The organism is Curtobacterium sp. MCPF17_047 (genome assembly GCF_003234045.1).
GTDB lineage: Bacteria > Actinomycetota > Actinomycetes > Actinomycetales > Microbacteriaceae > Curtobacterium.
This window is the reverse complement of the sequence record NZ_QKSF01000011.1, coordinates 64,765-87,336: the sequence shown is the minus strand read 5'-3', so window position 1 is coordinate 87,336 and position 22,572 is coordinate 64,765. Positions and strand designations below refer to the sequence as shown.

Below are 22,572 nucleotides of genomic sequence, written 5' to 3'. Positions count from 1 at the left end.
CGCGCGCGAACCGGCCACGGATCGATCCCGACCACCGGTCCCGGCCCGACCACCGGTCCCGCCCCAGCCACCGAACCCGGCCCGACCACGCACCGGACGGGAGGCCCGTTCCCCAGCCGGGGCGGGCCTCCCGTCCGGCTCGGAGCCGCGACCGCTTGCGCGGTGCGGAGATCGGCCATCGGGGCGCGCGACCGCGTACCCCGACCAGCGACGTCGTGTTGTGTTGGGTGCATGACACAACACCCCGCAGCGGACGCCGTCGGACCCGAACCGACGCGCCCGGCTGAGGCGGTGACGACTCCGACCCATCGCTCCGAGGACCCGCACCGAATGGTCTCCATGAGCGTCGACGTGATCCTCCCCTGCCTCGACGAGGCGGACGCACTGCCGTCCGTCATCGGCCGCCTCCCCGAGGGGTACCGGGCCGTGGTCGTCGACAACGGTTCGACCGACGGCTCGGCCGACGTCGCCCGCGCCCACGGCGCCCTCGTCGTCACCGAGCCGGTCCGCGGCTTCGGGTCGGCCTGCGCCGCCGGCGTCGCCGCCGCGACCGCCGACTACGTGGCCTTCTGCGACGCCGACGCGTCGATGGACCCTGCCGAACTCCCCACCCTCGTGCAGCGCGTCGCGGACGGCCGGGTCGACCTGGCCCTCGGCCGCCGCGTCCCCACCACCCGCGGGGCCTGGGCACCGCACGCACGCTTCGCGAACCGTGTCCTCGCCGTCCTGATGCGGCGCGCGACCGGCTACCGCCTGACCGACCTCGGACCGATGCGCGTGATGCGCCGCGAGGACCTGGTCGCCCTCGACCTCCGGGACCGTCGCAGCGGTTACCCGCTCGAGATGGTCCTCGCCGCGCACGCCGCCGGCTGGCGTGTGGACGAGTCGGACATCGGGTACGCGCAGCGCATCGGCGACAGCAAGGTCACCGGGACCCTCCGCGGCACGGTCAACGCCGTCAAGGACATGTCGCGCCTGCTCCGTGCGTACCGTCGGGAGGCCCGCACCCGGTCCGCCGCACCCGTGTCGGTCCGCCAGCGCGCCGCCTCCGCATCCCCCGCGGCCGCATCGCCCGCGGCCGACCAGTCGGCGGCCGAGCAGTCGGCAGCGGAGGTCCGCTCGTGACCGGCATCACCGTGGCCGTCGTCGCCAAGGAGTGCCTGCCCGGCAAGGTGAAGACGCGCCTGACCCCTGCCCTGACGCCGGAGGGTGCGGCCAGGGTCGCCGCCGCCAGCCTCGCCGACACGCTCGCCACGGTGTCGGCCCTGCCGGCAGCCCGTCGGGTCCTCTTCTACGACGGTGACGTCCTGCCCGAGGGCGCGGACGGCTTCGACGTCCTGCACCAGCCCGGCGGCGGACTCGACGAGCGCCTGGGCTTCCTGTTCGACACCGTGCAGGAGCCGCTGCTCCTGGTCGGCATGGACACACCGCAGGTGTCGGTCGACGCCCTCGCCCCGGTGTTCGACGGCGCCGAGCGCGACGCGTGGTTCGGTCCGGCGGAGGACGGTGGCTTCTGGTCGCTGTTCATGCGCGAACCCACCGGTGACCTGATCCGCGGCGTGCCGATGTCGCAGGACGACACCGGGTCCGTGCAGCTCGAGCGGCTGCGGTCCGCCGGGCTCGACACGGGCCTCCTGGCCGAGTTGCTCGACGTCGACACGCTGCCCGACGCCGAGCGCGTCGCGGCACTCGCTCCCACCACGCGGTTCGCGGCGGCCCTGGCCGACGAGTCCACGACGACCTCCGGAGATGTCCGATGACCGACACGACCAGCACCCTGCAGGCCTTCGGGGCTGGCGGTGACGAGCCCTACACACGGGCCCTGCGCTCCGACGGACGACTCCGCCTGACCGACCCCGACCGTCCGGGCGAGGTCGTCACGATGGACGTCGGACGCTGGAGCGCCGCGGCGGACCGTGTCGACCGGTCCCTGCTCGAGGGAGCCGACGGCCCGGTCATCGACCTCGGCTGCGGTCCGGGTCGGATGCTGGTCGCCGCACTGCGGATGGGTGTGCCGGCACTCGGCGTCGACGTCTCGGCCGAGGCCGTCGCCATCGCCACCCGGTCCGGCGGCCGGGCCGTCCAGGGTTCGGTGTTCGAGCCGGTGCCCGATGAGGGGCGCTGGGACACCGCGCTCGTCATCGACGGCAACATCGGCATCGGCGGCGACCCCGTCGCCCTGCTCACCCGTGCGGCCGAGATCGTCCGGGTCGGTGGCCGGGTCGTCGTCGAGACGAACCGCGACGTCGACGTCGATCGCGCCTACGTCGCCACCGTGACGGACACGGACGGCCACGCGAGCTCCGCCTTCCCGTGGGCCGAGGTCGGACGCACCGCGCTGCAGGTCCACGCCGCGACGGCCGGGCTGACCGTCCGGCAGAGCTGGACCGACGGCGGTCGACACTTCTGTGAGCTCATCGCCTGACACCACGTCGTTGTTTTGCATGGTGCAAGAGAAGGACGTACAGTGTTCTTCAGCAGTCGATGGTGTCGCGGACCCGTCGGCTCGACGGTCGCGGCGCCTCGGCACGACAGCGAGGAGAGCACCATGAGCACCTTCCCACTCGGCGGGACCTTCGTCAGCGGACTCCGTCAGCGCGACGAGCTCGGCACCTACACCTCGACCGGGCGTGCGCCGCGCGTCGACACCGAGACCGGTACGTACACGGGCGTTCCAGCCGGACGCGTCGGTCGGTTCGTGGACACCCAGTTCCGTCGCCCGGGCACGGCGACGTCGAGCACCCGGACCGTCACCGGGTCGGTCCGTACCGCGACCGGGTCGTTCCGCACGGCCTGACCCGGCCGCCGCCCGCGCTCGTGGCCACCGGGACCCCGCACGGTTCTCCACAACCGTGGGCGCGTCCATCGCGGCGATGCCAGGATGGGGTCATGAACGACCGTGCCGGAACCCCAGCCACCGCAGACGACCTCGTCGACCTCGATGCGCTCATCGCCGCGTACTACGACCGGGTCCCGGACGTGACGAACCCCGAGCAGAAGGTCGTCTTCGGCACCTCGGGGCACCGCGGCTCGTCGCTGGACAGTGCGTTCAACGACACGCACATCGCCGCCATCACGCAGGCGATCGTGGAGTACCGCAGCGAGCAGGGCACCGACGGCCCGCTGTTCATCGGCCGCGACACCCACGCGCTCTCCGGCCCCGCCGAGCGGACCGCGCTCGAGGTCCTGGCCGCGAACGGCGTGCACGTCCTGGCCGACTCCGACAACGGGTACGTCCCGACCCCGGCGCTGAGCCACGCGATCATCGCCCACAACACCGCCGGACACGACGACACCGCCGACGGCATCGTCATCACCCCGAGCCACAACCCGCCCCGCGACGGCGGCTTCAAGTACAACCCGCCGCACGGTGGCCCCGCGGACAGCGACGCCACGACGTGGATCGCCGACCGTGCCAACGCGATCATCGCGGGTGGCAACGCGGAGGTGCAGCGCGCCGAGCACGCCACACACGACGGCTACGACTTCCTGCACAACTACGTGGCCGACCTTGAGAACATCATCGACATCGACGCCATCAAGCGCGCCGGGGTGAAGATCGGCGCCGACCCGCTCGGTGGTGCCTCGCTGCCCTACTGGAACCTCATCCGCGACCACTACGGCCTGGACCTCACCGTCGTGAACCCGGACGTCGACCCGACCTGGTCGTTCATGACGCTCGACTGGGACGGCAAGATCCGGATGGACCCGTCGAGCCCCTCGGCGATGGCGTCGGTCGTGGCCCGGAAGGACGACTTCGACGTCCTGACCGGCAACGACGCCGACTCCGACCGGCACGGCATCGTCACGCCCGACGGCGGACTGATGAACCCGAACCACTACCTCGCCGTCGCGATCGAGTACCTCTACGCGCACCGTCCGCACTGGCGTGACGACGCGGCGATCGGCAAGACCCTGGTGTCGTCGAGCATCATCGACCGCGTCGCCGAGTCCCTCGGCCGTCGCCTGTGGGAGGTCCCGGTCGGCTTCAAGTGGTTCGTCCCCGGGCTGATCGACGGCTCGGTCGCCTTCGGTGGCGAAGAGTCCGCGGGCGCGTCGTTCCTCCGCATGGACGGCACCGCGTGGACGACCGACAAGGACGGCATCATCCTGGCGCTCCTGGCGTCCGAGATCGTCGCCGTCACCGGCAAGACCCCGTCGCAGCTGTACGCCGAACTCACCGAGCGCTTCGGCGACCCGGTGTACCAGCGCGTCGACGCCGCCGCCAGCAAGGAGCAGAAGGCCCGCCTGTCGAAGCTCGACGGCGACGCCATCACCGCCGAGACCCTGGCCGGTGACCCGATCACGGCGAAGCTCTCGAAGGCCCCGGGCAACGACGCGGCCGTCGGCGGCGTCAAGGTCGTCACGGACAAGGCCTGGTTCGCGGCCCGACCGTCCGGCACCGAGGACGTCTACAAGATCTACGCCGAGAGCTTCGTCGGGCAGGAGCACCTGGAGCAGGTCCAGCGCGAAGCCAAGGAGATCGTCGACGCCGCACTCGGGGCCTGACAGCGGCGGCCTTTCCGTGCAAGGCTGAGCCGCATGGCGTTGTTCGGACGGAAGAAGCCGGTGGCAGAGCCGTTGCCACTCGTCGTGCTCGCGCAGCGCACCCTGGCGGAGCGAGGCGTCGAGACGACGGTGGACGGGCCTCCCGGCGATCCGATGCACGTGCGTCTGCTCGGTGCGGACGGGCAGGTCTACCTGCTCGCCAACCTCGCCGCGCAGGTCCGCGGAGAGACCGAGGAGCGTCGGACGGACATCGTCCGTGCGCACTTCGACCGGATGCTGCAGGCCCACCGAGAGCCCACGCCGGAAGAGCTCAGTGCCGACGAACTGCGCGACCGGGTGCGTCTGCGCCTGCTCGCCGAGGACGGCGCCGACCCCACCGACCTGACGTACGCGCGTCCGTTCGCACCGGGTCTCGTCCTCGGGCTGTGCGTGGACTACCCGACGACGGTGAGCACCCTGGCGACCCAGACGCTGCCGAAACTCGCCCTCGGCGCGGACGAGCTGTGGGCCATGGCCCGGTTCAACACCGACGCCGAAGCGGTCGACGCGAACGCCGAGATCGCCCCCGGGGTCCACATCGTCGAGGGCGAGTCCCTCTTCATCGCGTCGAAGGCCGTCAACCTGCCGGCACTGTTCGGTGCCGCCCCGTTCGGCACGGTGTTCGCGGTGCCGCACCGCCACCTGCTGCTCGCGGTCCCGCTCCGCGACGCCGACAGCCTGCAGGCGATCCAGACGCTCGCCGGGCTGCTGGTGCAGATCCTCGGGGACGAGGACGCCGGGCTGCCGGGTGGCCTGCTCAGCCCGCACCTGCTGTTCTCGCGCCACGACCACGTGTCCCCCGTGTCGACGTTCGACCACGAGACCGGCGAACTCCGCATCGAGGTCGACGAGCGGTTCCAGGAGGCCCTCGAGCAAGCCGTCGCCTGACGAGGGGGTCCCGACGGAGCACGCCGGAGGTCTGCCCCACATCACGCTGTGGAGGGCTGCCGATCCCCACAGGAACGCGCTCCCGGTGCGCGCCGCCGTTGCCCGAGTTGTAACTTTGCAGGCAGCGCAAAATCCTCGGGAGTCCCGCACATGACACAGACCGCGACCGCACCCGCGGCCCCCACGACGTCCTCGAACGCCGTGATGAACCACCGCCAGATCCTGCTCGTGATCTACGGCCTGATGGCCGGCATGTTCCTGGGCGCCCTCGACCAGACGATCGTCGGCACCGCGATCCGCACCATCGGTGACGACCTGCACGGTCTCGACCAGCAGGCCTGGGTCACGACCGGCTACCTGATCGCCTCGACGATCACCACGCCGATCTACGGCAAGCTCTCCGACCTCTTCGGCCGACGTCCGCTGTTCATCACCGCGATCGCGATCTTCATCCTCGGCTCGCTCGCCGCGTCGTTCTCGACGTCGATGCTGATGCTCGCCGGGTTCCGCGCGCTGCAGGGCCTCGGTGCCGGTGGTCTGATGTCCCTGCCGCTGGCGATCATGGGCGACATGCTCGCCCCGCGTGAGCGCGCGAAGTACCAGGGTTACTTCCTGGCCGTGTTCGGCATCTCGTCCGTCATCGGTCCGCTGGTCGGCGGTGTCTTCGCCGGCGCGAACGAACTGCTCTTCATCTCCGGATGGCGCTGGGTCTTCCTGATCAACGTGCCGATCGGCATCATCGCGCTGTTCATGGTGCTGACGTTCCTGCACCTGCCGAAGTACGGCGAACGCCGCAAGCCGCGCATCGACTGGTGGGGCGCGTCCCTCGTCATCGTGACGCTGGTCCCGCTGCTCCTCATCGCCGAGCAGGGCCGCGAGTGGGGCTGGGGCTCCCCCGGGGCCCTCGCCTGCTACGGCGTCGGGGCGCTCGGTCTGATCGCGTTCGTCATCGTCGAGCGGGCGATGGGCGACGACGCGATCCTGCCGCTGAAGCTGTTCGGCTCGCACGTGTTCTCGATGGCCGCCGTGCTGTCCGTGCTCATCGGCTTCGGCATGTTCGGCGCGATGCTGACCATCCCGCTGTACCTGCAGATCGTCAAGGGCGTCACCCCGACCGAGTCCGGGTTCGCGATGCTGCCGATGGTCCTCGGCCTGATGATCTCGTCGATCGCCTCGGGTCAGATAGTGTCCCGCACGGGCAGGTACCGGATCTTCCCGGTCACCGGCACGGCCTTCACCGCGGTCGGCTACACCGTGCTGACGTTCCTGACCGCCGACCGGCCGCTGTGGTTCCTGATGACCGGCATGTTCCTCATCGGCCTCGGGCTCGGCCAGCTCATGCAGACGCTGACGCTCGCCGCGCAGAACTCCGTGTCGCCGCGGGACATCGGTGTGGCCACCAGCGCCGCGACCTTCTTCCGCCAGATCGGCGGCACCATGGGCACCGCGGTGCTCCTGTCCGTGCTCTTCAGCCTGATGCCGACGAACATCACCGGGGCGCTGCAGAACGAGTCCGACCTGAAGAGCGCCCTGAACGCGGCGCTGAACCCGGCGGTGGCCGACGCCGAGCAGAACAAGGGCGTGATGGACCAGATCTGGGACCCGATCGTCACGCCGATCAAGCGGAACGTACAGGACGGTCTCGACCAGGGCGCCGTGCAGGCGAAGCAGGCCGCCGACCAGGCCGTGACGAAGCAGGTCACCGCCGCCGTGCAGCAGCAGGTCGACGCCGGCACGATCCCCGCCGCGGCAGCCGACACGGTCATCGCCCAGCAGATCGCCGACGCGAAGGGCGACGCCGAGCAGAAGGCGCTGCAGACCGCCGCGGCCAAGGCGGGCGCCGAGGTCGTCGACGGCACCCTGCAGGTCGACTACTCGAACGCCGCGCAGCGCCGGGACATCGTCGACACGGTCGCGCCGAAGCTCGTCGACCAGCTGCGCGACGGCAAGGGCGGCACCTCCTCGAGCACGTCGTCCACCAACGACACGTCGTTCCTCAACGGGTCCGACAAGCGGCTCAGTCGTCCGTTCCTGGTCGGGTTCAGCGACTCGGCGGTCACGGTCTACTGGGTCGGCCTCGCGGTCATCCTGCTCGCCTTCGTCCTGACCTGGTTCTTCAAGGTGCCGCCGCTCCGCAAGACGTCGGCGCTCCAGGAGCAGGCCGACGCCGCACGCAAGAGCGCGGATGACGACCGACTGACCGTCGACGCCCAGCAGGCAGCGGCAGGCTCCGGCTCGCTCGTCTCGCCCGACACGGGGTCGATGTCGATCGTGCCCACGTCGCCCGATGTGCCCGCGCAGCCGCGCTCGGCCCGCGCTGTCGGAGCGGACGGCACCCGGGCGCCCCTGCCCCACGCGTCCACGCACGGCGCGCACTCGTCGTCGACCCCGGTGGACGAGCCTCCGGCCGCGACCGGTGTGCTCCGGGTGCAGCACGGCGCGCACGCCGCCGGCGAGACCGACGAGCACCCGCACGGTCGCCACACGGCCGGGTAGCCCCTCGCAACACGCAACGTGGGCGGTTGCACGCAGCGGTACTCCGCGGTGTGCAACCGCCCACGTTGCGTTCCGCGGAAGGTGCCCGGCGTAGCGTCCAGAGGATGAGTCTCGAAGTCCGCAACGACACCGACCAGAACCAGTACTCCCTCGTCGAGGACGGCGACGTCATCGGCCTCGCCGCCTACGAGATCGACGGGGACGCGATCCATTTCGTCCACACCGAGGTCGACCCGGAGCACCGCGGCGGCGGCCACGCCTCGATCCTCGTCGAGAACGCGCTGGACGACGTCCGCGCGAACTCCGACCGTCGCGTCGTCGCCGAATGCAGCTACGTCGCCGCGTGGCTCGAACGGCACCCGGACCACCAGGACCTCACCACGCGCTGACCCGCCGGGTCGGACGCGCGGGGTGTCAGTACGACCGGTCGTGCGTCCCCGCCCGATGTGTGCCGCTGCCGGCCCGACTCGAGGGCACCCGGATGAGCACGGTCCCGCTGAGCAGGTCGTGGTCGTCGCGTGACGGCGTCGGCGCTTCGCGCGGGAGGCGCGCCTGCCGCTCGTACTCGGCCTGCGTCTCGTGACGGGTGGGCGCGAAGACCTCGTCCATCATCGACACCACGCCACCGGAGCCGCCCCCGCGTGTGGACTTGTTCGACAGGTCGATCCAGCCCAGACGGTCGGCGATCCACACCACGACGACCGCAGCGGCCACCGCCCCCAGGAAGATCAACCAGTTCACGGCAGCGACGTTACGTTGCCGATCGGCGGAGGACATCCGCCGCGCGGCTGATCCTCGCGATCCGTACGCGCCGAGTCTTGCGCTCAGGGCACCCGCTCGAGCCACTCCCGCGTCGAGAACTTCGTCGCCACGAGCTCCTGCGCCTTCTGCCGCTCGGCGTCGGTGACGTGCCCTTCGGTCGCCCCGTAGAGCTTCGTGAAGGTGCCGACGAGTCGGTCGATGATCTCGGCGCGGCTCAGACCGGTCTGGGACCGCAGCGGATCGACACGCTTCGCGGCGCTCGTCGTCCCCTTGTCGCTCATCTTCTCGCGGCCGATGCGCAGCACCTCCACCATCTTCTCGCCGTCCATGTCGTAGCTCATGGTGGCGTGGTGCAGCAGCGACCCGGTGCCCAGGCGCTTCTGCGCGGCACCGCCGATCTTGCCCTTGGTCGAGGTGATGTCGTTGAGCGGCTGGTAGTACGCCTCGATGCCGAGTGACTTCAGCGCCTCGATCACCCACTCGTCGAGGTAGGCGTACGAGTCGGCGAAGGTCATCCCCTGCACGAGCTCGGTCGGCACGTAGAGCGAGTACGAGATGATCGCGCCGGCGTCCATGAACATCGCACCGCCACCGGAGATGCGGCGGACGACCTGCACGCCGTACTTCTCGGCACCGGCGGGGTCGACCTCGTTCTTCAGCGACTGGAACGACCCGATGACGACGGCCGGCTGGTCCCACTCCCAGATCCGCAGGGTCGGCCCCCGGCGTCCGGCGCCGACCTCCTCGGTGAGGACCTGGTCGAGCGCCAGGTGCTCGTTCGGGCTGATCGGGCCCTCGTGGACGACCTGCCACTCGTAGTCCCGCCACGACGAGGCCCGCGACAGGGCTCGGCGGACGGCGACCCCGACGGACTCGGGCGTGAAGCCGAGCAGGACGGCGTCCTCGGGCAGCGCGTGTCGCACGGCGGCGGCGATCCCGGCCGCGTCGGTGTCGGCCCGCAGGCCGTCCACCGCCTGGTCGATCAGCGGGAGCGCGTCGTCCGGTTCGAGGAAGAAGTCACCCGCCAGCCGGAACCGGTCGATCCTGCCGTCGACGACCTCCAGGTCGACGACGACGAGCTTGCCTCCGGGGACCTTGTACTCACCGTGCATGCCGCCACCCTATTCCGGGAGGCCCGTGGCGGCGCCGCACCGGGCCTCCCGTCCGCGGGCGGGGCCGACGGGCGCGACGCGACCACCTGAAAGCGAACCGAGTTGCCGCTGTGGGGGCGCGGGCGTACCGTCGTCACCACGCCTGGGGTGCGACCCCCCTCGAGCCTCGGGCGTCGCCGCTCGACCCGTTCCCCCCAATGGGTCGAGTGGTCCGGCCCCGGTCTGTTCCCCCCGACAGGCCGGGGTCCCCGTCGTTCGTGGGCGGTTCCCCCCCCCGGTCCCGGCCGGCCGATGGTTCCCCGAACAGGGTCGTCCCGTGCGAGACAGGACAGCGGCAGCCAGGCAGCGCCCGCCACGGCGGCGAGGACGCGCGTGGACGTCAGCGCGCCGGGCGGACCGCGTCGACGCCGGGCTGGACAGGGAACCAGGGCAGGTGCTCCTGCAGCCACAGCGAACCACCGCCGAGCGTGAACGTGTACTCGCCGGGGGCACGGTCGTACCGACGGGCGATCACGTCGCGGGAGTCGCTGTCCACGCCGTCACGCATCACGAGCGGGCCGCAGTCACGCGTCGTGAACGTCACGGCCGGGTGCGACGACCCGATCCCCCTGGCGGAGCGGCTGGAGATGGTGCTCCCCTCCGCCGACGTGACCGAACACGTGCGGTCCTGTGGGTGCGCGTCGTCGTACGCCGAGAGGGACAGCAGGGCCGGGAAGAGCTCCAGCGCCGGCACCATGACGACGAAGAGCAGCAGCCCGGTGAGCGTCCCCCGGACGACCCGGGGCCGGGTCTGGTGCGTGAGCTCGCCGAGCAGGTCCTGGTACTCCGCCCACGGTCTGGTCGCGTTCATCGACAACCAGTCAGCGAGGACGTCGTAGTGGCGGTCGAACCGCCCCGCGAGGAAGGAGCCCTGCCCGTCGGTGACCCCGCTGACGCCGACGTGACCCGACAACCGCGGTTCGATGCGCACGATCTCCCCCGGCCGGACGACATGCGTGGGTGCGAATCCGGACCGGGCCTCGAGTCGGTCGGGGAAGACCCGGACGCGCGAGCGGAGTGACCGGACGCCGAGCAGGACCAGACCGATGCCGAGGACGACCGTGAAGGAGCCCGTGCCGATCCGGACGAGGTCCGCGTCGCCGTAGAACGCGGTGGCGGACAGCATCCGGACGCCCAGGGCCGTGATGCCCGCAGCGGCGGACGTCAGGGCGGCCGCGCCCCACGGACTCCGGCGGACGGTGGCGGTCGGCCGCGTCGGCCGTTCATGGCGCGCTCGGTACATGTACTCCCCCAGTGTGGTCATCTCGTGCCGTCGTGCTGTCGTGCCGTCCTGCTGTCGTGCCGTCCTGCTGTCGCGCCGCCGGTCAGCGCCCCGCGACGACTCGGTCGAGCCAGGCGACGAGGTCCGCGACCACCTCGTCGCGGTTCGTCTCGTTGTAGACCTCGTGCCGCGCTCCCTCGTAGACGAGGACGGTGACGTCGGAGAGCCGTCCGCGCCGCCGGTAGGTCCGGGCGAGCAGCTCGACGGAACGGGGCCCGCCGAGGGAGTCCTCGGACCCGACCTGCAGCAGCATCGGCAGGTCGTGCGGGATCCGCCGACGGGGCAGGCCGAGCAGCCGCAGGGTGTCGGGCAGACCGAAGAGGCCGAGGACGTCCGCCTCGACGGCCAGCGGGTCGAGACCGACGGCCTCGATGACCGCTCGGTCGCGGGTGAGCCACTCGTGCTTCGTCGGACCGGAGGCTGCGTGCCGCCGGTTCAGGTCCCCGCCGTTCATCAGTCCGGGCAGGCGGAGGGCGCTGGCCGACAGGACCACGCCGGCGTACTGCTCGGACGAGGTGTTCACGATCCGCTGCGCCATCAGGGACCCCCACGAGTGACCGAGCAGCACGACGGGCAGACCGGGGTCGTCGGTCTTCGCCACCGCGGTCATCTGCTCGACGGCCGCGATCGCGGCGCGGAGGCCGCCGGGCCCGAGCCGCCCGAGTTCGCCGTGGTCGCCGTCCCACTGCGCCAGGCCGGTCCGCCCGTGCCCGCGGTGGTCGTTCGCGTGCACGGTCCACCCGGCTCGGACGAGGTCCTGTGCGAGGGGCTCGTACCGGAGGCCGTGCTCACCGACGCCGTGAGCGATCTGCACGATGCCCTTCGGCTTGCCCGCGCGCCACGTCGAGTAGACGATCTCGACACCGTGGGCGTCGGTGAACGAGGAGTCGCCTCGGGCAGCGGAGAACGTGGGCACGGCAGCATCCTGACAGACCGCGCACCTGTTCACCCGGCGTTCACGCGGCCGCTCGTCCGCGGGCCTAGCGTCTCGCGCATGGACGTCCTCGTCACCGTCGTGTTGGTGATCGTGGTGGCCCTCGTGTTCGACTTCACGAACGGGTTCCACGACACTGCAAACGCCATGGCCACCTCGGTGGCCACGGGTGCCCTCAAGCCCCGCACCGCCGTCCTCATCTCCGCCGTGCTCAACCTGGTCGGCGCGTTCCTCTCCACCGAGGTCGCGAAGACCGTCTCGCAGGGGATCATCCGCGAGGGCCAGGACGGCATCCACATCTCGCCGACGATGATCTTCGCGGGGCTCGTCGGCGCCGTGCTCTGGAACCTGGCGACGTGGTACTTCGGCCTGCCGTCGTCGTCCACGCACGCGCTGTTCGGTGGGCTGATCGGAGCGTCGATCATCGGTGCCGGGCTGCAGTCGGTCGACTGGGCCACGGTGGTCTCGAAGGTCGTGCTGCCGGCGCTGCTCTCCCCCGTCATCGCGGGCGTGATCGCCCTCGTCGCCACCTTCTTGGCCTACCGGCTGACGAAGAACGCCACGACGCACGGTGCCGCGACGGGCTTCCGGCACGGGCAGACGATCTCGGCGTCGCTGGTGTCGCTCGCGCACGGGACGAACGACGCGCAGAAGACGATGGGCGTCATCACGCTGACCCTGATCGCCGCGGGCTACCAGGGGCCGGGCACCGGCCCGGAGCTCTGGGTCATCCTGGCCTGTGGGCTCGCGATCGCCCTCGGCACGTACATGGGCGGCTGGCGGATCATGCAGACCGTCGGCAAGAAGATCTCCGACGTGCAGTCGCCGCAGGGCTTCGCGGCGGAGACGAGCTCGGCCGCGACGATCCTGGTGTCCTCGCACCTCGGCTTCGCGCTCTCGACCACGCACGTGACGAGCGGGTCGGTCATCGGCTCGGGCCTCGGCAAGAAGCTGGCGGACGTGCACTGGGGCGTCGTCGGCAAGATCGTGATCGCCTGGGTCATCACACTGCCGTCCGCCGCGGTCGTGGGCGGTCTCGCCACCTGGTTGGCCTCCACCTCGACGATCGGCCTGGTCGTCGTGGCGCTGCTCGCCCTGGTCGGCGGGCTGACCTTCTTCGTGCTGGCCCGCCGCAAGCCGATCAGTGCGGACGACGTCCACGAGGGCACCACGGAGCGCGAGCCCGTGGCCGCCGGGAACCGAGGGAGGAACCGATGAACATCGACTTCACCGCCATCGGCACCGTCGCGGGGGTCGGCTTCGTCGCCGCCGTCGGCGTGGTGCTGCTCTACACGCTCGGACTGCGGCTGCTCGGGACCGGCCAGCCCGCCGACTCCGGCGGCGAGCGCACGCAGTACTCCGAGGAGACACCGCGCTCCGGCACGACCCCGCCGGCGGCGTACCTCGGCGCGAGCGTGTGCTTCGCGGTGTGCATCGCGGCCGTCCTCACCGGCATCTGGATGACGATCCCGCAGTTCCACTGAGCGCCGGTACCCGACCGAGACGCCGCCATGTGCGCGTGACGCCGCCGCGATCGGCGGCGTCTCACACACAAGACGGCGTCACTCACACACAGGTCCGTCCCGCGCCACCCAATCCGCACGCCGCGCCGGCGCCGCCCGTCAGGAGCCGTGCCTGCGATGATCGCCGGGTGACCCACCACCGCATCGACACCACTCCCGACACCGCCGTCGACGTGCTCACCGCCGAACGCAGACCGGTGCTGACCGTCGCTCCGGGCGACACCGTCACGGTGCACACCCTCAGCGCCGCCGGCTACACCGAACGCCTGTCGGCGCCGGGGGTCGAGGTCCCGACGCTCATCCCCTCCCGCCGCGGCCACTGCCTGCTCGGTCCGATCGCGGTCGCCGGTGCACGGCCCGGTCAGGTGCTCGCGATCCGGTTCGACGACCTGGTGCCGGACGACTGGGGGTACACCGGCTCGGGCGGCGTCGACACCCCGCTCAACCGGGCCCTCGGCCTGGCCGACCCGTCGACCCGCGGCCCGCTCCTGTGGGACGTCGACCCGACCGCGGGCACCGCGCACAACCAACTCGGGCTCGGCGTGCGGACGGCCCCGTTCCTCGGCCTCGTCGGGCTCCCACCGGAGGCCACCGGCGAGCACTCCACGATCCCGCCGCGACCCCTCGGTGGCGGGAACATCGACTGTCGCGAGCTCGTCGCCGGCGCCACCCTGTACCTGCCGGTGACGGTCCCGGAGGCGCTGCTCTCGCTCGGTGACGGCCACGCGGCACAGGGTGACGGCGAGGTGTCCGGCACCGCCGTCGAGTGCGGCATGACGACCACGATGACGCTGACGTTGCTGGACGACGCACCGGTCGCTGGCATCCACGCCGACACCCCCGCGGGACGCATCACGTTCGGGTTCGACGCGGACCTCAACGCCGCGACCACGACGGCCCTCGACCGGATGGTCGACTGGATCGCCGGCTCGTACGGCATCACACGCGCCGAGGCGCTCGGCATGGCGAGCGTCACGGTGAGCATGCGTGTCACCCAGGTCGCGAACCGCACCTGGGGCGTGCACGCGCTGCTCCCGCACGACGCGGTCCTGACGCGGTAGGCCGACCGGGTCGACCGGATGACGGACGGGAGGCCCGGCGGACGTGGGCGGGTCTGCTCACGTCCGCCGGGCCTCCCGTCCGGTCCCCGCGTCGCGCGGGTGCGCGGGTGCGCGGGTCAGTGCGCGGAGTACCCGCCGTCGACCAGGTGGTAGCTGCCGCTGATGAACGACGCCTGGTCGCTGAGCAGGAACAGGACGAGCGCGGCGACCTCGGCGTCGGTGCCGAGACGTCCCGCAGCGTGCTGCGCCTCGAGCCCGGCGAGCTCGTCGCCGCTCAGCGAGGAGCGGACGAGCGGGGTGTCGATGAAGCCCGGGCCGACGGCGTTCGTGCGGACGCCCTTCGCCGTGTACTCGAGCGCGGCGACCTTCGTCAGGCCGACGAGGGCGTGCTTCGACGCGACGTAGGCGGCGTTGTCCGCGATGCCGACCGACCCGAGCACCGAGGACATGTTGACGATCGCGCCGCCGCCCGCCGCCAGGATCGCCGGGATCTCGTAGCGCAGGCCGTAGAAGACACCGTCGAGGTCGACGGCGCGGACGCGGTCCCACGCCTCGATGTCGTACTCACCGATGGGCTGCGGCGCGGCGCCGATGCCGGCGTTGTTGACGGCGAGGTGCAGTGCGCCGTAGGTGTCGACGGCGAACCGGACGGCGCGCTCGTTGTCCGCGGCGATCGCCGAGTTGGCGGAGACGGCGGCTGCGGTGCCACCGGCCTGCTCGATCTCGGCGGCGACTCGCTCGGCGGTCTCCTGCCTGATGTCCGTGACGACGACGGAGGCTCCCGCCGCCGCCAGCTCCTTCGCGATCGACTCGCCGATGCCGCTGCCACCACCGGTGACGATGGCGACCTTGCCCTCGAACCCGTTCATGTGTCCTGCTCCTCCCGTGCCTTCCGGCCCGTGTCGACTGGACAACACCTGTTGCCCAGGACCCCACTGTACGCCCGTCACGCCGGGGGTCGATCGGACGTCGGACCGCGGAACTCCGCGTGGTCGGGCCAGGATAATTCGTTCGCTGAACTAATGAGTTAGGCTGACGACTCGTGACCGTCACCGACCCGCTCCCCACCACTGCGCGTCGCCGCCGATCGGCCGACCCCTCCCTCGCCAGCGACGTCCGGATCGCCGTGAACCGGTTGTCACGGACGCTGCGGGCACAGAAGGCCGACACGACCGTCAGCGATGCCCAGTTCTCCGCGCTCGCCCTGCTGCACCGCGAGGGCGCGATGACCCTCGCCGACCTCAGCCGTCACGAGGGCGTCACCCCGCCCTCGATGACGAAGACCGTCACCGCACTGATCGGCCGCGGCCTGCTCACCAAGGACGACCACGGCGACGACCGCCGGAAGGTCCTGCTCTGCCCGACCGCCGACGGCGACGACCTGGTCGTCGAGACCCGGCAGCGACGCGACGGTTGGCTCACCCCGCGCCTCGCCGCCCTCACCGCGGCGGAACGGAAGACGCTCACCGCCGCCACCGACATCCTCCGGAGGCTCGCCGCCCAGTGAGTGCCATGTTCCGGTCCCTCTCGGGACGCAACTACCGCATCTGGTTCGCCGGTGCCCTCGTGTCGAACATCGGCACGTGGATGCAGCGCACCGCCCAGGACTGGCTCGTCCTCACCCAGCTGACCCACGACGACGCCGTGGCCGTCGGGGTCACCATGGCGCTGCAGTTCGGTCCACAGCTGGTCCTGCTGCCCTGGACCGGCCTGGTCGCCGACCGCTTCGACCGACGCCGGATGCTCATGCTCACGCAGGGGCTGATGGGGCTGCTCGGCCTCGGGCTCGCCGTGATGGTCCTGACCGACACCGCGACGCTCTGGTCCCTCTACGGGTTCGCGCTCGCACTCGGCGTGGTCGCCGCGTTCGACACCCCGGTCCGCCAGGCCTTCGTCTCCGACGTCGTGACGGGCGAGCAGGTCTCGAACGCCGTCGCGTTGAACTCGGCGTCGTTCAACGCCGCCCGGCTCATCGGACCCGCGGTCGCCGGTGTCCTCATCGCGGCGATCGGGTCCGGCTGGGTGTTCGTCATCAACGCGGGGTCGTTCCTCGCCGTGCTCCTCGCACTGCGGTTCGTCGACCCGCGACAGCTCGCCGACCGGGCGCGAGCCCCACGCGGCAAGGGACAGCTCGTCGCGGGCTTCCGGTACGTCCGGACCCGGCCGGACATCATCGTGGTGCTCTGCATGATCTTCGTCGTCGGGACGTTCGGTGTGAACTTCCCGATCTTCACCTCGACGATGGCACGCGTGGAGTTCCACCGCGGCGCAGGCGAGTTCGGGCTCCTCAACTCCGTGATGGCGGTCGGGTCGGTCCTCGGCGCGCTGCTCTCGGCGCGTCGGGAGGTCCCCCGGATGCGCACGTTGACCATCGCGGCCGGCGGGTTCGGCCTCGCGTGCACCGCCGCGGCCGTCGCACCGACGTACTGGACCTTCGCGGTCCTGCTCGCCTTCGTCGGGCTGGCGTCCCTGACGTTCATGACCACCGCGAACGCCCTCGTGCAGACCACCACCACGCCGGCGATGCGCGGCCGCGTGATGGCCCTCTACATGGCGGTCTTCGCCGGCGGGACACCGCTCGGCGCCCCGATCGTCGGCGCGGTCGCCGACGCGTGGGGCCCGCGGTGGGCGATCGGGGTCGGCGCGGCCTCGGGCTTCGTCGCCCTGGCGGTCGCCCTCGTGTGGCTCGTCCGGTTCCAGCACGTCCGTCTGCGGTACGACGCCGACAACCGCCTGCACCTGGCCGTCACGCGGTCACTCCCGGTGGTCACCCCGGCACCCGGGACCCGCGCAGCACGGGCAGCGGTGCGGCGTGACCTGGAGCACGACGAAGCGGTCGTGGAGCGCTCGAGCGCGGTCTGAGCCGAAGCGGCTCCGGGGATCCTGACCGTGACCGCTGCGTCAGTGCGCCGGTTCGGGCGCGGTGAACACCCGGCGGTCGAGCGCCGCCGTGATCGTCTCCGCCGCTGCCGCCAGCCGGGAGCCCGCCGACCGGGCAGCGTCCACCGCGGTCTCCGGCGTCACCGTCTCGAGTTCGGCACGTGCCTCGCCGAACGCCCGGACCTCCGCTGCCAGGTGCACCCCGACGAGGTCGTCCAGACACCCCTCACTGCGACGGGCCAGGAACAGCAGCGACCGGGGGCTGTGCTCGTCGAGCAGGAGGAACGTGGCCGCATCGGCGGTGGTACTGCCGTGCCGGAACTCCCGGTGGAAGGCCTCGCCCGCTCCGCAGGCCCGCAGCGCGGTGGACCAGGAGGCCGCCGAGCCGGGGTCGAGCAGGTCCGAGGCGAGCATCCGCGCGGTCACGGTCAACCGGGTCAGCGACCGACCGAGCGTGAAGAACTCCCACACCTCGTCGCGGCTGACGTCCCCGTCGACCACGCCGACCGCCAGGGCGCTACGCTCCCGCACCCAGCCGAGGAACTCGTGCGCCTTCTCCCCGACGACCTTGCGGGGCAGCCGGGAGCGCGTCGTGTTGAGGCAGTCCCACAACTCGGTGGACACGACGTCCCGGGCACGACGGGCGTCGTCCCGAGCGACGGCGACGGCCGCGGCGATCGAGGCCGGTTCGTGGCGGTCCAGGGCCAGGGCGTCGAGGGTCGCCGAGGGGCTGAGGTCCGTGTCCGGCATCACCGCCGCACCGACCACCGCCCGGAGGTCCCGCCCGAGCCCGGGATCGTCGGTCGAGGGATCCCGCCGGGCCAGGTGCACGTCGAGCAGGCGCGCGACGACGTCCGTCCGCTCGACCGCGCCCCCGACACTGTGGACGCTCCTGGCGAGTCGGTTCAGCACGGCGACTCCTGCATGCGCCGAACCTACTGACGGCTCGTTGCCGGGGTGTTTCCGAGCCGCGTCACCGGTGTTGCGGGGGACACCGTTTGATGGATCCCTGGACGCTGGACGTGCAAGTCATCACGCTCGCTAGACAAACTAACTAGAGCGTCTAGCATTGTCCGTATGACTTCCGAGGTGACGACAGCAGCCCCGGGGTTCTGGTACGGCGAGGACTCCAGGGTCGACGCAGTGGACGTGTTGAACGCCCTGCGTCGCTACCGCACTGCGGAGAGCTCAGCCCAGCGTCGCGTGCGTGAAGAACTCGGGATCGGTGAGAACGCGTTGACAGCCCTGCGGGTGCTCGTCGACGCCGAGACCTCAGGGCGCACCGTCAACTCGAAGGAACTCGCGGAGCGCCTGGGCATCACCGCGGCGTCCACCTCGGCGCTCGTCGACCGACTCGTCCGCTCCGGTCACGTCGAGCGGCACGCAGACCCGGCTGACCGGCGGGGTGTCATCCTCACCGCGACGGGCAAGTCGATGCGCCGGGCACTCGCCGTGATCGGTGACCTGGACTCCCGCGCCGTCGAGGTCGCGCAGCACCTGCCGCCCGAGGACATGGCCGTCGTCGTCGCGTTCCTGCAGCAGATGGCCGGCGCGGTCGACGAGACCGACGGCGACGAGTACTGACCGAGCGCCCGGCGTACGCTGACACGATGCGCGAGCCCGAGGACGACATGCCCGCCTCCGAACTCGACGCACGCGCGCGTGCGGACGCTGCTCTCCGGCGGATCCGCGACGGGGCCGACCCCACTCGGGAGGCCTTCGACCTGGCGAACACGCTGAACGACGAGTCGGTCAGCCGGTTCGCCCGTCGCCTTCGGGACGTGTTCCGCCGGTCCTGACGAGCGGTCGGAACGCGGTGCCGACCGCCGCGATGTCGTCGCCGCCGTGCCCCGCAGCACTGGCGTCCGCGTAGACCCGGCCGAGGGCGTCCAGCAGGGTCGTGTCGACGTCCGAGTCGCGCGCGGCGTCGGTGATCAGGCCGATGTCCTTCCGGAGGCCGTCGAGCGCGAACTGCGCCGGGAACTCCCCCGAGATCATGGCCGCGCCCTTGGTGTGGGCGTAGGCCGAGTCGCTGGCGGAGCCGTCGATCGCGTCGAGGAACAGCTGCGGGTCGAGCCCGAGCGCGCGGGCGATCGCCAACGACTGACCGGTCGCGGCGGTGATCGAGGCGATCCAGGCGTTCGCGGCCAGCTTCAACGCCGTGCCCTGACCGACCTGGTCCCCGGCACGGACGACCTTGGCACTGACGGCGTCCAGCACCGGCTCGACGACCGACACCGGGTCGTCCGCACCGGCGACGAGCATGGTCAGCTTGCCCTGCTCGGCCGGTGCCTTGGTGCCGAGCATCATCGCCTCGACCAGGGTGATGCCGTACTTCTCGGCGAGCTGCACGACGGTCTCGGTGCCGGCGACACCGATGGTCGACGCCTGCACCCACACGGCGTCCTGCGGAGCGTCCCCGGCAGCGTGCTCGAGGACGTCGACCACCGCGTCGGTGTCGAACAGGGTCAGCAGCACGACCTGTGCCTGCGACACCGCGTCGGCAGCGTCGGCGGCCACCGCCGCCCCGGACTCGGCGAGCGGCCGTGCACGCTCCTCGGTCCGGTTCCACACCGTGACGTCGTGCCCAGCACGGAGCAGCGACTGCGCGACGCCTGCTCCCATCGCTCCGGTTCCCAACACCGACACGCGCACCGTGGTCTCCTCACCGTGTGGCTCCCTGCCACGACGAACTCGACGGTACGCGGCTCCCCGGGGTGCTGGCGCAGCGCCGGCCAGGTCGTGGATGACGACGGCCCGACCCCCGTCGGTGCAGGAGGAGTGTCGGGGCAGGAGGAGTGCCGGCGCAGGAAGGGCGTCAGCGCAGGAGCCCCCGCGCGGCGAGCCACGGCTCCGGGTCGACCGGGTGGCCGAGGATCACCTCGAAGTGCAGGTGCGGTCCGGTGGAGACCCCGGTGCTGCCCACTGCGCCCAGGCGCTCCCCCACGCTGACCGACTGCCCGGGTCGCACACCGATGACCGACAGGTGGCCGTAGCGGGTCTCGGTGCCGTCCGGGTGTCGGAGCAGCACCTGGTTGCCGTAACCGCCCAGCACCCCCGCGGACACGACCGTGCCGGACATCACCGCGAACACGGGCGTCCCGGTCGCCGCGGCGAAGTCGGTGCCCTGGTGCCTCGTGGAGCAGGCAGCACACCCGGCGACGTTCCGCCCACCGAAGTTCCCCGCCGACGGGATGGTGCCGGCGACCGGACGGGCCACCGCCTGGGCGGACCCGGGCAGGCGGGTGAGGACCACCCCGTCCGTGGTCCGACCGACGACGGTGAAGTCCGAACGCGGCAGGGCGTCCGGCGAGGTGCCGACCGCGTGGAAGTCCTGGGACCGCGGAGGCGGCGCGACCACGACGGTCGGCGCGGCGACGGCCGACTGCGGGGCTGCCTCCGTGACGAGCAGACAGGTCGTGATCGCGACCGACGTCACCGCCAGCCTGCGCCGCCCCCACCAGTGGTCACGGACGTCCTGCACGGCGGAGACGGCCGATGCGTGGACGAGGGCGACGGTGAGCGAGACACGTGGCCGGAGCGATCGCCGGGTCACGGCCGAGCCGGACAGCCGGACCACGGAGGCCCGGGCGGCGCCGAGCGGCCCACCCCGGGCGGCGGCGACCTGAGCGGCCTCTTCGGCAGCCCGACGCGCTCGGCGGGACCCGTACTGGATTGGGGACGTCGGGCTGGCCAGTGCTGTCGGGCTGGCCAGGGACGTCGACCCGGTCGAGGACACGTCGCGGAACGCCCGATCAGACCCGGACGACACCGGTGGCGACGATCCGCTCGACCTCGACCGCGACGGCGTCGACCACCGCGCGGGTGACAGCGTCGACGACCGCCTCGACCAAGGGGAGCTGCTCGCGGCAGACGACGTGCTCGCGTGCGAGCGAGGCTCGGAGGCTGGCGGGGATCCCGTCGATGACCTCCACGAGGTCAGCGGGGACGACGGCAGCGGCGGGGGCGACGGGAGCCTCCGGAGCCTCGGCCGGCTCCGGAGCGGGGGCGTCGAGCGGTGATGCGGGCGTGCTGGCGACCGACACGGCGGCGCTCGCCATGGTGAGGCCGGCGGGAGCGTCCAGACGAGCGGTCGGTGCTGGTCCGGAGCGCTGGCTCCGCCGGGCGATCGCGTCGAAGAGGGGCGTCGAGGACATGGTGGGCCTTTCCCTGGAGGAGTTCGGGTGACCCGCCGATGCTGATCCGGACGAGCCGGATCGAGCATAGTATTTGTATTTCACATCCGCAATAGCGCTCTCAGTCGGGCTGTCCGTCCCCGCGGTCGTCGTGCTGCAGCATCCGCTTCACCCGCTCGACGATGGTCGCCGGCGGCTCGTTGTACACGCCGGCCGGCTCCTGTCCGCTGAGGGCCTGGATCGCCGCGGTCACCGCGTCCGTCGCCTGCCGCCGTGCGCGACCCGAGGTCGCGGCACCGAAGCCGGAGAGGTCGATCGGCTCGCCGAACTCGATCCGCACCCGAGCGAGCCGGGGCAGGCGCGACCCGACGGGCTGCACGTCCTCGGTCCCGGTGAGCGCGACCGGGACGACCGGGGCTCCGCTCGTCAGGGCGAGCCAGGCGACACCGGTCCGCCCCTTGTAGAGACGACCATCGAGCGACCGGGTGCCCTCGGGGTAGATCGCGAACGCCTCACCCGCCTGCAGACGGGCGAGACCCAGGTCGAGGGCCTGCTGCGCTGCGGCTCCTGCGCCCCGCTCGACACCGATCGCGCCGATCCCCGAGAAGAACGCTCGCGAGAGCGCACCCCGGAGGCCCGTGCCGGTGAAGTACTCCTGCTTCGCGAGGAACGACACCTTCCGCGGTGCCAGCAGCGTGATCGTCGGTGAGTCGACGAAGGACCGGTGGTTGCTCGCGAGGATCACCGGACCGCGCTTCGGGACGTTCTTCCGGCCGACCACCTCAGGCCGCCACAGCAGTCGCGCGAGGGGCGCCACCACGGCGCGCCCGAGCACGGTGGCGGACTTCGTCGAACCGGTCACACGGCCTCCTGTCGGACGGGAGTTCCCGAGTGTAATGACGGACCCGGGG

Annotated in this window: 25 protein-coding genes; 15 read left to right on the top strand and 10 right to left on the bottom strand. The window is 71.7% G+C overall.

Going from position 1 to position 22,572, the window contains the following annotated elements:
* Window positions 1-339: 339 nt before the first annotated feature.
* From DEJ33_RS12380 to DEJ33_RS12345, 8 genes are all read left to right on the top strand, one after another.
* Window positions 340-1,125 carry a glycosyltransferase family 2 protein gene (locus DEJ33_RS12380; protein WP_309147119.1) on the top strand — a complete coding sequence of 262 codons (786 nt, stop codon included), beginning with the start codon at window positions 340-342 and terminating at the stop codon, window positions 1,123-1,125.
* Entirely contained in the window at window positions 1,122-1,760 is a 639-nt protein-coding gene (locus DEJ33_RS12375) for a DUF2064 domain-containing protein (protein WP_181432929.1), read from the top strand. The genes DEJ33_RS12380 and DEJ33_RS12375 overlap by 4 nt, the downstream gene beginning before the upstream one ends.
* Window positions 1,757-2,425 carry a bifunctional 2-polyprenyl-6-hydroxyphenol methylase/3-demethylubiquinol 3-O-methyltransferase UbiG gene (locus DEJ33_RS12370; protein ID WP_111195143.1) on the top strand — a complete coding sequence of 223 codons (669 nt, stop codon included), beginning with the start codon at window positions 1,757-1,759 and terminating at the stop codon, window positions 2,423-2,425. The genes DEJ33_RS12375 and DEJ33_RS12370 overlap by 4 nt, the downstream gene beginning before the upstream one ends.
* Window positions 2,426-2,548: 123 nt before the next feature.
* A complete protein-coding gene (locus DEJ33_RS12365; protein ID WP_146242614.1) occupies window positions 2,549-2,797 on the top strand; it encodes a hypothetical protein in 249 nt (82 codons plus the stop codon).
* 92 nt (window positions 2,798-2,889) lie between these two features.
* The gene (pgm, locus tag DEJ33_RS12360; RefSeq protein WP_111195141.1) at window positions 2,890-4,509 is read left to right on the top strand and encodes a phosphoglucomutase (alpha-D-glucose-1,6-bisphosphate-dependent); all 1,620 of its coding nucleotides are present in this window, start codon (window positions 2,890-2,892) and stop codon (window positions 4,507-4,509) included.
* Between the two features lie 33 nt (window positions 4,510-4,542).
* Entirely contained in the window at window positions 4,543-5,436 is an 894-nt protein-coding gene (locus DEJ33_RS12355; RefSeq protein WP_111195140.1) for a hypothetical protein, read from the top strand.
* Between the two features lie 150 nt (window positions 5,437-5,586).
* A complete protein-coding gene (locus tag DEJ33_RS12350) occupies window positions 5,587-7,932 on the top strand; it encodes an MDR family MFS transporter (RefSeq protein ID WP_111195139.1) in 2,346 nt (781 codons plus the stop codon).
* A 104-nt stretch (window positions 7,933-8,036) separates the two neighbouring features.
* A complete protein-coding gene (locus DEJ33_RS12345; RefSeq protein ID WP_111195138.1) occupies window positions 8,037-8,321 on the top strand; it encodes a GNAT family N-acetyltransferase in 285 nt (94 codons plus the stop codon).
* A gap of 25 nt (window positions 8,322-8,346) precedes the next feature.
* Here DEJ33_RS12345 and DEJ33_RS12340 read toward each other — a convergent pair whose 3' ends face one another.
* From DEJ33_RS12340 to DEJ33_RS12325, 4 genes are all read right to left on the bottom strand, one after another.
* Complete coding sequence (locus DEJ33_RS12340; protein WP_111044736.1) at window positions 8,347-8,673, bottom strand: hypothetical protein; 327 nt, start codon at window positions 8,671-8,673, stop codon at window positions 8,347-8,349.
* Window positions 8,674-8,756: 83 nt separating this feature from the next.
* Window positions 8,757-9,806 (bottom strand): biotin/lipoate A/B protein ligase family protein, encoded by a 1,050-nt coding sequence (locus DEJ33_RS12335; protein ID WP_111195137.1) that lies wholly within the window; start codon window positions 9,804-9,806, stop codon window positions 8,757-8,759.
* Window positions 9,807-10,185: 379 nt separating this feature from the next.
* Window positions 10,186-11,109, bottom strand: coding sequence for a hypothetical protein (locus tag DEJ33_RS12330; protein WP_111195136.1), 924 nt, complete (start codon window positions 11,107-11,109; stop codon window positions 10,186-10,188).
* A gap of 61 nt (window positions 11,110-11,170) precedes the next feature.
* Window positions 11,171-12,043 carry an alpha/beta hydrolase gene (locus tag DEJ33_RS12325; RefSeq protein ID WP_111079059.1) on the bottom strand — a complete coding sequence of 291 codons (873 nt, stop codon included), beginning with the start codon at window positions 12,041-12,043 and terminating at the stop codon, window positions 11,171-11,173.
* Between the two features lie 78 nt (window positions 12,044-12,121).
* Here DEJ33_RS12325 and DEJ33_RS12320 point away from each other — a divergent pair, with 78 nt between their 5' ends.
* The 3 genes from DEJ33_RS12320 (at window position 12,122) to DEJ33_RS12310 (ending at window position 14,645) form a co-directional block, all read left to right on the top strand.
* Window positions 12,122-13,279 (top strand): inorganic phosphate transporter, encoded by a 1,158-nt coding sequence (locus DEJ33_RS12320; protein ID WP_111195135.1) that lies wholly within the window; start codon window positions 12,122-12,124, stop codon window positions 13,277-13,279.
* Window positions 13,276-13,545, top strand: a complete 270-nt coding sequence (locus DEJ33_RS12315) for a hypothetical protein (RefSeq protein ID WP_111195134.1) — start codon at window positions 13,276-13,278, stop codon at window positions 13,543-13,545. Before DEJ33_RS12320 ends, DEJ33_RS12315 begins: the two co-directional genes overlap by 4 nt.
* Window positions 13,546-13,712: 167 nt before the next feature.
* Entirely contained in the window at window positions 13,713-14,645 is a 933-nt protein-coding gene (locus DEJ33_RS12310) for an acetamidase/formamidase family protein (RefSeq protein ID WP_111079056.1), read from the top strand.
* A gap of 116 nt (window positions 14,646-14,761) precedes the next feature.
* Here DEJ33_RS12310 and DEJ33_RS12305 read toward each other — a convergent pair whose 3' ends face one another.
* Window positions 14,762-15,514 carry an SDR family NAD(P)-dependent oxidoreductase gene (locus DEJ33_RS12305; RefSeq protein WP_111079055.1) on the bottom strand — a complete coding sequence of 251 codons (753 nt, stop codon included), beginning with the start codon at window positions 15,512-15,514 and terminating at the stop codon, window positions 14,762-14,764.
* Between the two features lie 173 nt (window positions 15,515-15,687).
* Here DEJ33_RS12305 and DEJ33_RS12300 point away from each other — a divergent pair, with 173 nt between their 5' ends.
* A complete protein-coding gene (locus DEJ33_RS12300) occupies window positions 15,688-16,152 on the top strand; it encodes a MarR family winged helix-turn-helix transcriptional regulator (protein ID WP_111195133.1) in 465 nt (154 codons plus the stop codon).
* Window positions 16,153-16,157: 5 nt separating this feature from the next.
* A complete protein-coding gene (locus DEJ33_RS12295) occupies window positions 16,158-17,507 on the top strand; it encodes an MFS transporter (RefSeq protein WP_111079053.1) in 1,350 nt (449 codons plus the stop codon).
* A 39-nt stretch (window positions 17,508-17,546) separates the two neighbouring features.
* Here DEJ33_RS12295 and DEJ33_RS12290 read toward each other — a convergent pair whose 3' ends face one another.
* Complete coding sequence (locus DEJ33_RS12290; RefSeq protein ID WP_111079052.1) at window positions 17,547-18,437, bottom strand: alpha-E domain-containing protein; 891 nt, start codon at window positions 18,435-18,437, stop codon at window positions 17,547-17,549.
* Between the two features lie 165 nt (window positions 18,438-18,602).
* On the opposite strand from DEJ33_RS12290, the gene DEJ33_RS12285 reads away from it, so the two are divergent.
* Together DEJ33_RS12285 and DEJ33_RS12280 are read left to right on the top strand one after the other, a co-directional pair.
* Complete coding sequence (locus tag DEJ33_RS12285) at window positions 18,603-19,109, top strand: MarR family winged helix-turn-helix transcriptional regulator (protein ID WP_110904092.1); 507 nt, start codon at window positions 18,603-18,605, stop codon at window positions 19,107-19,109.
* 26 nt (window positions 19,110-19,135) lie between these two features.
* A complete protein-coding gene (locus tag DEJ33_RS12280) occupies window positions 19,136-19,324 on the top strand; it encodes a hypothetical protein (RefSeq protein WP_110904091.1) in 189 nt (62 codons plus the stop codon).
* On the opposite strand, the gene DEJ33_RS12275 is transcribed toward DEJ33_RS12280, so the two are convergent.
* The 4 genes from DEJ33_RS12275 to DEJ33_RS12260 form a co-directional block, all read right to left on the bottom strand.
* Window positions 19,278-20,264 carry an NAD(P)-dependent oxidoreductase gene (locus DEJ33_RS12275; protein WP_375334712.1) on the bottom strand — a complete coding sequence of 329 codons (987 nt, stop codon included), beginning with the start codon at window positions 20,262-20,264 and terminating at the stop codon, window positions 19,278-19,280. The two genes, DEJ33_RS12280 and DEJ33_RS12275, sit on opposite strands and share 47 nt — an antisense overlap.
* 79 nt (window positions 20,265-20,343) lie before the next feature.
* The gene (locus DEJ33_RS17700; protein WP_309147118.1) at window positions 20,344-21,297 is read right to left on the bottom strand and encodes a M23 family metallopeptidase; all 954 of its coding nucleotides are present in this window, start codon (window positions 21,295-21,297) and stop codon (window positions 20,344-20,346) included.
* Window positions 21,281-21,682 (bottom strand): hypothetical protein, encoded by a 402-nt coding sequence (locus DEJ33_RS17610; protein ID WP_146242613.1) that lies wholly within the window; start codon window positions 21,680-21,682, stop codon window positions 21,281-21,283. The genes DEJ33_RS17700 and DEJ33_RS17610 overlap by 17 nt, the downstream gene beginning before the upstream one ends.
* A 100-nt stretch (window positions 21,683-21,782) precedes the next feature.
* Entirely contained in the window at window positions 21,783-22,523 is a 741-nt protein-coding gene (locus DEJ33_RS12260; RefSeq protein ID WP_111079051.1) for a 1-acyl-sn-glycerol-3-phosphate acyltransferase, read from the bottom strand.
* Between the last annotated feature and the right edge of the window lie 49 nt (window positions 22,524-22,572).